The sequence below is a fragment of the Amphibacillus indicireducens genome (genome assembly GCF_039539605.1).
GTDB lineage: Bacteria > Bacillota > Bacilli > Bacillales > Amphibacillaceae > Amphibacillus > Amphibacillus indicireducens.
Genome location: NZ_BAABDL010000078.1, coordinates 1 through 12,692 on the forward strand (window position 1 = coordinate 1; position 12,692 = coordinate 12,692).

The 12,692-nt window shown below is 37.2% G+C and carries 10 protein-coding genes; 5 read left to right on the top strand and 5 right to left on the bottom strand.

The features are described 5' to 3' along the window. The first annotated feature begins 213 nt into the window (after positions 1-213). Complete coding sequence (locus ABD814_RS07480) at positions 214-1,119, top strand: transporter substrate-binding domain-containing protein (protein WP_344911833.1); 906 nt, start codon at positions 214-216, stop codon at positions 1,117-1,119. Positions 1,120-1,151: 32 nt separating this feature from the next. Beyond that, positions 1,152-1,820, top strand: a complete 669-nt coding sequence (locus ABD814_RS07485) for an amino acid ABC transporter permease (protein ID WP_344911835.1) — start codon at positions 1,152-1,154, stop codon at positions 1,818-1,820. Positions 1,821-1,899: 79 nt separating this feature from the next. Here the strand turns inward: ABD814_RS07485 and ABD814_RS07490 are convergent, their stop codons facing one another. After that, on the bottom strand, positions 1,900-3,066 hold the full coding sequence (locus tag ABD814_RS07490) for an MFS transporter (protein ID WP_344911837.1): 1,167 nt from the start codon (positions 3,064-3,066) through the stop codon (positions 1,900-1,902). A 199-nt stretch (positions 3,067-3,265) separates the two neighbouring features. Here ABD814_RS07490 and ABD814_RS07495 point away from each other — a divergent pair, with 199 nt between their 5' ends. Both ABD814_RS07495 and ABD814_RS07500 read left to right on the top strand, forming a co-directional pair. Continuing rightward, positions 3,266-4,018 carry a YfkD family protein gene (locus ABD814_RS07495; protein WP_344911839.1) on the top strand — a complete coding sequence of 251 codons (753 nt, stop codon included), beginning with the start codon at positions 3,266-3,268 and terminating at the stop codon, positions 4,016-4,018. Between the two features lie 814 nt (positions 4,019-4,832). Then, positions 4,833-5,264 carry a polysaccharide deacetylase family protein gene (locus ABD814_RS07500; protein WP_344911841.1) on the top strand — a complete coding sequence of 144 codons (432 nt, stop codon included), beginning with the start codon at positions 4,833-4,835 and terminating at the stop codon, positions 5,262-5,264. Positions 5,265-5,321: 57 nt separating this feature from the next. On the opposite strand, the gene ABD814_RS07505 is transcribed toward ABD814_RS07500, so the two are convergent. Further along, a complete protein-coding gene (locus ABD814_RS07505) occupies positions 5,322-6,185 on the bottom strand; it encodes a mechanosensitive ion channel family protein (protein ID WP_344911843.1) in 864 nt (287 codons plus the stop codon). A 134-nt stretch (positions 6,186-6,319) separates the two neighbouring features. On the opposite strand from ABD814_RS07505, the gene pdaA reads away from it, so the two are divergent. After that, positions 6,320-7,108 (top strand): delta-lactam-biosynthetic de-N-acetylase, encoded by a 789-nt coding sequence (gene pdaA / locus ABD814_RS07510; RefSeq protein ID WP_425549067.1) that lies wholly within the window; start codon positions 6,320-6,322, stop codon positions 7,106-7,108. A 389-nt stretch (positions 7,109-7,497) separates the two neighbouring features. On the opposite strand, the gene ABD814_RS07515 is transcribed toward pdaA, so the two are convergent. From ABD814_RS07515 to ABD814_RS07525, 3 genes are all read right to left on the bottom strand, one after another. Beyond that, complete coding sequence (locus ABD814_RS07515) at positions 7,498-9,579, bottom strand: RNA degradosome polyphosphate kinase (protein ID WP_344911847.1); 2,082 nt, start codon at positions 9,577-9,579, stop codon at positions 7,498-7,500. 29 nt (positions 9,580-9,608) lie between these two features. Next, positions 9,609-11,150 carry a Ppx/GppA phosphatase family protein gene (locus tag ABD814_RS07520; protein ID WP_344911849.1) on the bottom strand — a complete coding sequence of 514 codons (1,542 nt, stop codon included), beginning with the start codon at positions 11,148-11,150 and terminating at the stop codon, positions 9,609-9,611. Between the two features lie 75 nt (positions 11,151-11,225). After that, the gene (locus ABD814_RS07525; RefSeq protein WP_344911851.1) at positions 11,226-12,542 is read right to left on the bottom strand and encodes a hypothetical protein; all 1,317 of its coding nucleotides are present in this window, start codon (positions 12,540-12,542) and stop codon (positions 11,226-11,228) included. Positions 12,543-12,692 lie beyond the last annotated feature (150 nt).

Below are 12,692 nucleotides of genomic sequence, written 5' to 3' on the forward strand. Positions count from 1 at the left end.
AAGCGAGATAAAATCCCAAGTAAATATTGTTTACTTGGGACGTGATTTAGTCGCGATAGCGACTTTGTTCTAAAAATTAATTACATCAAGCTTTGTTATATAACAGAAAATTGATTTTTTTATAATACAGTTAAGCATTTTCCTTGCTTTCAATTTAAAGAATTGATATTGTATAAACCAGATAGAATAACTCAAATTTAAGGGGGAATTAAAATGTTTAAGAAAAAGTTTACTTTAATTATGTTGTTAGCAGTTGCCTTATTTTTAGCTGCTTGTGGGGGAGATCAGTCAGATGCTGATCAAGCGGCGGATGATACGTCGTCTGATCCAGAAGTAGCTGAAGAAACTGAAGCAGTCGATGAAGGTCTTTGGGGAGAAATTAAAGAAGCTGGTGAAATTACAGTTGCGACTTCTGGAACGTTGATTGCCGCATCATATTATGATGAGAATGATGAACTAACGGGATACGACGTGGAGGTAGCGAAGGAAATCGCCAATCGTCTTGGTTTGGAGATTAATTTTGAAATTATGGGGATTGACAGTATGCTGCCTGCGATAGATAGTGGCAGAGTTGATCTAGCGATGAATGATATTGAAGCAACAGAAGTACGTAAGGAACAGTTTAATTTTTCAAATCCATATAAATATTCACATTCAGTAATGGCGGTTAGAGAAAGTGATCACTCAGGGATTGAGTCATTAGAAGACTTAGCAGGGAAAAAAGCTGGTGGTGGAGCAACAACGATCTATAGCCAAATAGCTGAGCATTACGGAGCGGAAGTCGTCACTTATGGAAATGCCAACAATGAAGCATACTTACGTGATGTTTCAACAGGTCGTACCGATGTTGTTGTCAATGATTATTACTTAACAACGTTTGGTGTAGCAGCATTCCCTGACTTTGATTTAACGGTTCATCCAGATATCGCTTTTCACCCAAGTGAACAAGCAGTTGTCATTAAAAAAGGTGAAGATCAACTAACAGAAGCGATTAATGGTGCACTAGCGGAAATGCGCGAAGATGGGACATTAACTGAAATTGCCATTGAATTTTATCAAGAAGATGCATCGATCCAAAAAGATCAAGAGATTGAAGTTGTTGAAGGGTTAGACTTATAATCTAGATAGAAATTTAAAGGAGCGTTTACGAGATGACATTAGCTTTTTTTGATACCCAGCTAGCAATTGAAAATTTACCATTGATTTTATCAGGCTTACCAATGACGATTTATGTGTCCTTTATTAGCATGGGTATTGGAATGATATTAGGCTTGTTCATCTCTTTAGCGCGACGATCGGAGAAGAAACTTTTGCGTTGGCCAGCACGGGTATATATTTCATTTATGCGTGGGACACCGATGCTCGTCTTTCTCTTTTTGATTTATTTTGGTTTACCGGCTGTCGGTTTGGAGTTCACTGCTTTTCAATCAGCGATAATTGGTTTTGGACTCAACAGTGCGGCTTACATTGCTGAGGTGAATCGCTCTGCATTAAGCAGTGTTGATCATGGCCAATGGGAAGCCTCGTATTCATTGGGGCTAGGTTATCGAAGTACGCTGATGGGGATCGTTTTACCTCAGGCAATACGGATTGCGATTCCACCATTGACGAATGTGTTTCTGGATCTTGTTAAAGCAACATCTCTAGCCGCAGTTATTACTGTGCCAGAGTTATTTCAAAAAACACAAATTGCGGCTGGAAGGTCGTATGATACGATGACGATGTATTTGCTCGTTGCTTTAATTTATTGGCCATTATGTTCTTTAATTGCTTTTATTCAAGATCGATTTGAAGGGTATTTCAATCGATTTGTTAATTAAAAAAAACTGGAGTATCGACTAGATAGAGTTGCTTGACTTTTTAAAAAAACGCACTCTAATCGTGTCATACTCCAGTTTTTTATGAATTTAGCATCGGTTTTCTTTTTAAGAAAAATAAGCTTGATAAGACAGCTAGGATCATAACGATCATGTAGAAAAATGACAGATTGGGGAAAATGTCAATAAACAAACCACCTAAGTTAGGACCAGCAATACTCCCAAGACTAAATGAGATACCACACATAATATTCCCTGCTGGAAGTAGTTGTCGTGGCACGATGTCAGCCATATACGACACACCCATTGAAAATAATGAACCGAGTAACATGCCCGAGAATGCAAATGTACCGATTAACACGATCGCAGATTGTTCAAATTGCGCACCTATTAGGAAAATAACTGCACCAATTGCGGTTACAATTGCTAATAATTTTTGTCGGCCAATTCGATCACCTAATGCACCGAGTGGAACTTGGGTGAATAATGTTGATAATGAGAAAAACGGAATGATCAAAGAGATCATATCGACATCATGTCCAATTCTCAGACCGTAAATTGGGAAAATACCATGTAAAAGTGCTTCTAAGATTCCATATGCTAATGGACCAAGTAGTGCGATCCATGCAAGTTTTGTTGTCGTTACAAACCGCTGAACGGTTGAAGTCGTTTGAACCTTATCGATTTCATCACTGTCTGCAACGAACTCATTTCGAATAAACCAAACGAGTATCCAAACAAGTAAGCAGAGGCTTGCTGCAATGATGAACGGAAGACTTTCATGAATTTCAAGGAAGCGTGACATCAGTGGGCCAAACGCAAATCCTAGACTAAAAAACAGCCCGTATAAAGCAATTGTCCGTCCTCGTCTATTGGTAGGAGTTGTTGACGTGATCCAAGTTTGTGACGCAAAGTTAACCATTTGGTCACCAATCCCGATTAGCAATCGAAGGACAAACCAAAAAATGATCGAGTGATAAACTGGAAAGAGCGATAAAGCGATAAACATTATGAGCCCACCAGTTAGGATGATTGGTTTATAGCCAAATTTTTGCAAGGGCTTTTCCATGAAAGGAGAGGCAATTAAAACACCGATATATAACCCAGTCGCATGAAGACCGTTTACTGAAGAAGAGACACCATTTTGTTCTAAAATAATGGCTAACAAGGGTAATAACATCCCTTGGGAAAAACCTGACATCATAACAAAACTAACTAACACCCAAAACCTCGAACGAGCTGAAAACAATTTGTTCAACCTCCATACATCTAATCAATAATCCCTATCTTACTGTATATCTTTTTCTTAAAAAAGACAATCGATACTGAAGTGTAAAAAAAAGAAAGTCTATTCAGAAAATTAGCTCAAAATTAAGCAACTTTATTTTACATAAAAAAGTTACTGTGAAGCAAACTAACAAAAAAGTTTATTTAAAGGAGTTAAAATCATGAGGTATATACTAGCTTTAGTCTTCTTTTTTTGTTTGAGTGCGGAAGTGACAGCTGAAGTTGATCTGGCGACAATGCTACCAGAATCGATTCCATCACATGTTCAATCAATTGAAACTGAAAATACAGCTAAACAAACAAGTCGAGATCTAGTTGAAGTCGAAGCAACAGAGTTAACGAAAAAATGGTTGGATAATGTAGACTTAACGATTACAAATCCAAATTTAATCGAACAATTAAATGCAACTGAAGTCAATCGGTCGATCTTTGCTTTTGGCTATTCTAGTGAAGTCTATTTAGGTCGTTGGCCCCTCTCTTATCAATCAACAGAGTCGTCTGTCAATTGGGCATATCAAAAGATCAATGACAATTTTGTCGGCTCAAGTAAACCGATATATGTCCAAGAAGAGAATCGTTTAATTAGTGGAGGAATCCAAAATAAAGTGACCGATAGTGATCAAGTTCAAAATATGATTTTAGCTAATGCAAGAGAACGAATCCAGTGGCCGATTGATTTTGAAGCACATTTTGGTGCGAATACGAACAAGCAACTCGCAATCAGAAATGAATCTGGTGCTGATCGACTAGAGGCATATGCTGCAGCTGTTAAAGAAACAGGAACAATTACGTATGGTGAAGTCTATTTAACGATGACAGGTAGAAAACAAGAATTAAAGATCAAAAACATTGTCGAAGAGCAATTAACGACTTGGTTACCAATTCAAAACCACTTAGCTTTTCATTTGAAATAACAGAAGTTGAATTTTTAATTAACTTTGTCTAATTTACCGTGGAACACCCATGAAAGTAAAAAGTTCAACCGTTCGTAAATAAACATAAAAAAATCGCTCGAAATCAGTGGTGTTGCATAAAAAAGTTAAGATAAAATCAAGTTATGTGATTAGTTCTAGGTAAGAGGATCACACTCGCAGCTGGTGGGACGAGTAATCGCAAATCACTTCGGTGGGACGAGTAACCGCAAATTACTTCGATGGGACGAGTAATCGCAGTCCCAGTCCCAGTCCCAAGGCTTGAGCTAACTTTGCCAAGCAAAGCCCACTTGTCAAAGTGGATCTCAAGCTCTTGCTTTTCCCGTGGGAGTCTACACATCTCTCATCTGCTAAATAGTATCTTTCATATGATGTATTGCTAAGAGACCTTTTTTCTTGTAGGAAAATAGACATTAGCGTAGGGAAAATATGAAGACACCAGCGGGAATAGCGTAAGCCGAAGATCCACTTGGGGGAATGTTAGACTAAGGTCGCCACGTCGTGTGGCAACGTCTAACTGACCCACATCCTGTGCGCCCGAGGCACGCCCGCGGTAAGCGAAATATTTTCCCGAAGCGGTTGTATGGATCGATCAATATCAGTTATCTCAAACGACAACGATAAGACTTGACATAGGAAAGAAAAGTTTATGCAACGCTGCTGGCCCGAAATACAAGTTAAGGCAACCTATGTGCAAATGCATCGATTAAGAAAGAACTTAGAATCTAATTCGAGTTCTTTTTTTGTGAATGAAATCACAAAAAGCTGTGTCATTACTCAATTCTAATATGTGAAATTGCTTGGTTCTAGTCCGTTATATTCTCTCATATACATCATTACGGATGCGGTAGCAAGTGGGGATCCACTGTATTTAAGTGAAGCAGATCTCGCTCTTGGCAGTGATGTTTTTGAATATCAAAGTCATACCGATCAGCTACATCAACGCAATGAAGCGGGAGAGGCCTATTTAACATTAAAGCCGATCGTAGAGGTTGAAGCAGATTTGAAAAGGAGCATTGATAAATTAGGTGGTCGTAATCTAGCCTTTGCCTATCCGTATGGTGTCTATCAAGAGGAGCAACGCCAAGTGTTAGAGGATATTGGATTTCAATTAGCCTTCACAGTTGAATATAAAAAAGCCTCCCAAGCTGAGCACATGTTGGAAATTCCGAGAATATCTGTTTTCCCAGAAGACACCCTCGAAGACTTTAAACTGAAATTTAATTGATAAAAACAAATTAAAAAAGTGCCTACTTTGGGTGATCAATCGAAGTAGGCACTTTGATTATTTCTCTTCAAAATTTCTAGTTAAAACATGTTGCTCAGGCATTTTAATGTTATGGTTGTATAAGTATTTAGCGATAATGCCCCTCGTATCACGTGCAGTTTGCCAGTAAGTCGCATCATCACAAAGTCCAACAATATAATAACTGAAGCCACGAAAGTCTTCATTCGTTGATGCCATACCAATATACTTGAACGGCTCGACTGGCTCACCGGTGATATCTTTAATTAATTGATTTCCGAGCTCGCGATTAAGCGCAGAACAAATCTGCTCTAAAACAAGTTCAGTTTGCTGTGGGTCCTGTTGAAAACTTGTCGTAATTTTTTCAATCACACGCATTCGACCTTCATTAAAATTTTCAATCGTTTGAACTTCACCGTTGTTAATTGATAATAATGCACCAGACCACTTTCTTACTTTTAGAATTCGAAAGCCAATTGCTTCAACAGTTCCGGCGTGAAGATCATTAATGATTACATAATCACCCGTTTTTAATTGTTTCTCATAAACGATAAAGAGCCCACCTAATAGGTCTTGGATTAAACTTTGGGCACCGAAACCAATCACAATCCCGAGTACACCTGCACCAGCAAGCATGCTACCGATTCGAATCCCGAAGACGGTTAAGAAGTAGAAGAGAAACCCAATTAGGGCAACATATTTAATAATCGAATTAATTAATGAAATCATTGTATTCGATTCATTTGCATCTAATAAGCGGCCTTTTCTGAAGATTGAACGCACGACTCGTTGAAGAAAAAGCATAATAAATAAAATAATCAGTCCACCAATTATCACTTTGGCAATTCGCGTTTCAAAAATGGCAACAATAAGTTCGCCAATTTGCTCCCAACTGAAATCCATCTTGTACCCCCTATATGAATTTTCATTTATTATAACATATCAGCACTCAAGTCCTAAAGGGCTGAAGATTTTGCTTTGGATCGTATATTTTAGTGTTAAGTTTGACAAACTAACGAAAAAAGCAGGTGAATTGTTTGAAATTACAATTTAAAATTTTTGTTGTATTAATTGTTAGTAGTTTGCTGATTCCATCGACAATGAATGCGTATGGTTGGGGTTATAAGAAGGGGGATACAAATCAACCACCTGAAGTCGGAAAGTATGGGAAAATATTAGAGCAACATGGTGGCTATTATTTAGATGATTCTGGAGAAAAAAATGTTTATTTAACTTTCGATAATGGCTATGAAGCGGGATATACCAAAGGAATTTTGGATGTTCTAGCAGAGGAGAATGTCCCAGCGACTTTCTTTCTAACTGGACATTACGTTAGAAGTGCGCCGGAGATTGTTCAGCGGATTGTAGCGGATGGGCATATAATCGGGAATCACTCGTATCATCATCATGATTTTACTGAATTAACGAAAGAAAAATATCGGCAAGAACTGACTGATTTAGATCGTGCAGTTGAATCGATTACAGGAGTCGAGCGTCTTCAATATTTAAGGCCCCCACGTGGTGTTTTTAATGAGCAAACGATTGAATGGGCGAATGAATTCGGCTATCTTCACATGTTTTGGTCGGTTGCGTTTGTTGATTGGCATAGTGATCAGAAAAAAGGTTGGGAATCTGCTTATCAGCAAGTGATCGATCAAATGCATCCAGGTGCGATCATTTTGCTCCATACTGTTAATGAAGACAATGCTTTGGCATTAAGTCATTTAATCAAAGATCTTAAAGCTCAAGGCTACACGTTTAAATCGTTAGATGACTTAGTAATCAATGATTTGGTGCATGATCCACTCAAAAATATCGATTTGTAATAACTCAACTTTCGCAGATCAAAATGTGCAAGTAAACGTTGGTATGGTAAGAAAGATGGGCTGTTCACTATCCATATTGACTTTATTTGTACACGCGGGAAATCTAATGACAGATCCTTAGTTTGAGCGTTAATTCGTTCCGAAAAGCAACAGGTTCGCTTTTCGCGGGGATGGCTTCGGGTCCGAGGAAAGCGTCCACCCAGAGTGGAAATCACGGGTCTAGCACCAACAAAATTATTCGTGTTTTGTCCTCCAAGTAATTAATTAAGTCAAGTACTATACCGAAAATCAATGCCGCCCTTAATCAATCTAAGAGCAACATAAAAATATAACTGCGAAAGTTGAGTAATAATAAAAGCCTAAGAAAAAGTCTTATTAGGCTCTTTGGTTTAATCATTTTTTTCGTTGGCAAATTGTTGGAAAAGGATTTGGCTATTAATCATTGGTTTGTTTTGTTCGGGTTTAACCGATTCGTATAAGCCATCACTGTCTTGAATGCGACGATTTGTGTTATCCTTTAAAGAAAGTTCTAAAATTTGCTTGATCCGTGTTTGGTGGTTTGTTTGCAAAATCGGAAACAATAGCTCAATCCGTCTCTGCAAATTACGCGTCATCCAATCAGCGGAAGAAAGATAATACTTTTCAGCACCATTATTGTAAAAATAATAAACTCGGCTATGTTCTAAAAATCGTCCAACAATACTATGAACACGAATTTGTTCGCTTACACCTGGGATTCCTGGCTTCAGGCAACAGATCCCTCGAACAATTAAGTCGATTTTGACACCCGCTTGTGAAGCTTGGTATAGTTTCAAAATGATTGATTTATCTGTTAAGGCATTCATTTTTGCAATGATTCGTCCCGTGCCAAATTGTTCTTGATGTTCAATTTCATTGTCAATTAGTGCTAAAAAGTCATTTAGCATCAAATCCGGAGCAACTGATAAAGCATTTAATTGTGGTAAATTTGTTGCACCACTTAAATAATTAAAGAAGTGAGTCGCATCGCGGACTAATTCTTCACGAGCAGAGATCAACGATAAGTCTGTATAAAGTGTCGCTGTTTGTTCGTTATAATTGCCAGTTGATAAGTGAACAAAGCGCTCAATCTTTGCCTCTCCTTTGCGAACAATTAAACAGATTTTACTATGTGTTTTTAAACCGCTGATCCCGTAGATCACGTGACAGCCTGCTCGCTCAAGCTTCTTAGCCCAATGAACATTATTTTTCTCATCGAAGCGTGCTTTTAATTCAACGAGTACAGTCACTTGCTTGCCGGCTAAAGCTGCTTTTTCTAAACTTTTTATGATCGATGAACGTTTGCTCGCACGATACAGTGTTTGTTTAATCGCTAACACGTTAGGATCCCGGGCAGCCTCAGCCAGAAGCTTAATTGTTGTCTCGAACGACTGATAAGGATGATGAAGTAAAAGGTCATGTTTTAGAATTTGATCCAAGATTGATTTGTTATGAATGATTTCACTTGTTAACTGCGGTTGAACTTCTTGATAGATTAAGTCAGGAAAACCTGTTTTTATTTGATGATAAAAGTGATCTAAAAAGGTAAAGTCAAGCGGTACGGATTGTAAATAGATATCATCTTCTTGGATGTCAAAGATCCTCTTTAAAAACTCGATCACATTTTGGTCAGCGTGCTCTTCTACTACTTCTAGTCGAACAACAGCCCCCCATTCTCTTTTGTGAAGCTCAGATTCAATCGCCACTAACAAATCACGGGCATCCTCTTCATGAATGGTCATATCTGCATTACGTGTAATTCGAAATACGGTTGTCGATTTAATTTCCTGATCTGGAAAAAGTAGACTGATATAATATATGATTAAATCCTCTAAAAAAACAAATTCATTGCTGTCACCGACTTGTATTGTTCGAGTAATCAGTTCAGGTACTTGAACGATCGTCAATTTATCTTGTTCATCTGCTGAAGCATTTAAGCGAACAGCGATGTTTAACGATCGATTCGCAAGCAATGGAAAAGGCTGATATAAATGAATCGCAATCGGTGTTAAAATTGGGAAGATGTGTTCAGAGAAATAGCTTTTCAACCAACTTTTTTGAACTTCTGTTAACTGTTCAATTGATTTTATGTAAATCCCTTCAGTTTTTAAATGGTCAGTTTGTTGTTGATAGAGCTCATGTTGATAGTCAACTAACTGATGATTTAATTGACTGATTGCAGCTAACTGCTCCACCGTTGTCATACCCGCTTTGTTATCGGGTTGATTAAAATTGGCACGCATTTGATCTTTTAACCCAGCCACTCGAACCATAAAAAATTCATCTAAATTAGAAGAAAAGATTGAAATGAAACGTAAACGTTCTAAAATTGGATTATTCGGATTGATTGACTCCTCAAGAACACGTTGGTTAAAACGTAACCAGCTAATTTCACGATTATTGAAATAGTTTGGCTTATCATATGATAAAGCTTCTATCGTTCTCTGTTCCATAGGCTCCCTCCTAAAGATGACAATTTGACTTATTGATCAAGCTCAATAAATTCAAGGACTATTTTTCTTTTTAGTACTTGCTCTAAATGTTTCTTTTGTTTTTCTGCTTGATAGGATTCTGCACTTGGATTTCTCTGATAATATAGCTTTAGTTTAATTTCCTTTTTCTTCACCTTTATCTCAATCTTTTTGATAACTTGACGTTTCGTTGCATCTAACGCATAAGTAAACTTTAATAATGCCCCAATTAATCTGAATTTTTTCTGTTCATGCTTTGTGAGCCAGCCTTTAAAAGGTTTAATAAATTGGTTAAAAGTCACACTATTTTTATATGACGCGATCAAGGCAATTTTTAATTTTTCGTGATTTAACAGGCCATCAATTGTTTGATTGGCAAGCAAATAAAATGTATGCTGTGCACTTGATTCAGGATCAATAAATTGTCCTAAATCAAAGACATAGATTGCGTGTGTCAGATAAAACCAATCTTTGCTTGTTAATCCTTGAACCTGATTTTTAGCGAGTCGATCAAAAAACTGTCGGGTTAAATAATGAACGTGAGAAATCTGATTCATATTCAAGTCATAACGCATCACCAGCTCGTTGAGGCTTTCTTCAAGTACGTTAGGGAAGTACGCTGTATCATGATTTGCTAAGAGCCAGCTGTAATTAATTCCATCACGTAATCCCTTCTGACTTAAAATAAATCGATCGGCTTTCACTGTCTCAAATAATGTTTTAAATGTTTCGACTGCAGGGATAATAATATCTGCTCGATCCTTCGATAAACCTTCAACTTTTTCTCGTTTATTTAACGGGAGTGCAACCAAATAATTAAGAATCCGATTAATATCGTATAAGTTCATTTGATATTGGTGCAATCCTGCCATTGGGTATGCTTTTTCATTTTGGTCAATTTGAGCTAAATTACGTGCACTCCCACCAATACCAATCAAAGGCACGTGGCGATCGATGAGCCAAGGCAGTGAGTGGAATTGTTTTTTTACATATTGATGGATGATTTGTGCATTTTTACTTTCTGAGAAATCAGCTTGATAAAGTGCTTTTAATGTTAGTGTTCCAAATGGGAAACTGTGTGAATGAATGAGTTCACGGTCTTTAAAATAAGTCACCTCGGTACTCCCACCACCCATGTCGACTGTAATCGCTTCGGTCATCGGTGTTGAATTGACAACAGCCAGATAGCCATAATAGGCTTCTTCTTTTTCAGAGAGAATGACCATATCCCAATCGAATTGATCTTTAACTTTTTTAATCAGATCATCACGGTTGTGTGCTTGTCTAACTGTTGCTGTGGCGATGCAGACAAATTGTTGATAGGGATAGATTGCTAAAACTTCTGCAAAGTTTGTTAGTGTGCTTAGTAAAACATTGATACCTTCTTGTGAGAGGTTTTGTTGCTTGTCTAAATAATTTGATAGTCGGGAGACTGCTTTAACATTTTCGACTTCATATAAGCGTCCGGATTTTTCTTTTGCATAAATGACGAGTCGCATAGAGTTTGAGCCAATATCGATTAGTGCTGAATAGTCTTGGTTAGATTTAATCATTTTGCGTCACCTGCTTTTGTCTATTAAAGTAGCTATACCACTCTTTAGTTAGTTTTAATCTTAAAAAGAATGAATTTAGTTTGAGTATTTCATTTGGTGGATGCGTTGTTCTTGGTATGCATCGGCTTCTTCGTCTTGGCCAGTTTTTTTCAATAAATCGATTAATTTTTTAAACAGTGTTTCATTAGTTGGGTGTAATTCAATTTCCCACTTCAGACAGTCGATTGCACCAGCGAGGTAATTAAATTTCTGATAAATATCAGCAAGCTTTTCTTGTTGATCTGGGTTTTCTTCGAGTTGTTTAATCATTTGTAATTGTTTAGTAAATGAGAATCGATCATTAAATTTGGCTAACCAATTAAGAATATGATCGATTGAATGGTCTATGAATGCTGATTCAATGATCATTCGAGTGGCTTTTTCTTTTTCTTCGAGTGCGAATGGATCGATCCGTTTGATAAAATTCAATTGGTATTGATTAAAAATGAATAAGTGAGTTGCTTGATCAACCTGAGCCAAATGTTTGATAAATGGCTGAGCCTGAACGTGGTGAGGAAATTTTTCAGCTAAAACCGTTTTGAGATAATTTTTTGAGTCTGCATTTTTAAGTAAAGTATCTGAAAAAGCTTTGCTGTCAATTAAATTTGGTTGTTGACGCAAAAGTTGAAGCATTGTTTTGGTACGAATTTCAGCCGGGAATGGCATTAATGTTGGTAAAAAAAGTTGCCAATAGTGTTCGGAAAAGCCATTTAACAGTTGAGTTGTTGCTAAGATGCCTCGTTCGAGTTCGCGATTATTTGATAAAAAAATGGATTCCAGTGTGTCAATGTCTAAGGGGGTGTAAGCAAAGACCTCTTTTTGTTCGAGTTGATAACCTTGGAATGTTAGTGTTGCTAATATGTCATGTGCAAATTGATTGTCAGGTTGATAGTTCTTTAATGTTGAGATGGCTTGAAAGGCGAGTTGAAGCTGACCGTCTCGTCGGTGTTGACGGAAACATTCAATAAATAGCTTGCTGATTTTTTCTTGGCTGATGGCATGGTCAAAGTAAGCGAGTATGATGATTTGTTCGAGTTGTTTCATATTTTGTGACATGGTTTGAATCATTTTTTTCAGTGGTAGACAGGAAAATATTCGATCATGAATGAGTGAATCGATCGCATGGTGAGGTGAGGTGACAATTAGACCGTGTTTAATCGCTGTTGCAATGAACGAGTTTGGATTCAAATCAACTATTTTAAGTGTGTTGATGTAACGTTCTTTGTGAAAAATTAAATAATAGGCTTGTCCAGAACGACCATAGGCCTCGATTAATTGACAATTTTGAAACTGGATTAATCGTTTGACTGTTAAAGTGGCTTGTTTCTGTTGGATTTGGATTTTACATTTCATCTAAATCGCCTCCTATTGTTATGTCTATCATACCACAGGATCAAAGGAGTCGTCCTTAAAAAATTATTAAGATTTTTTAAAAAAAATAGAGCAAAATACTTGAAAGTCAAAGAAGGTCAAAGTATAATAAAATTATCAAAGGTCAAAAAT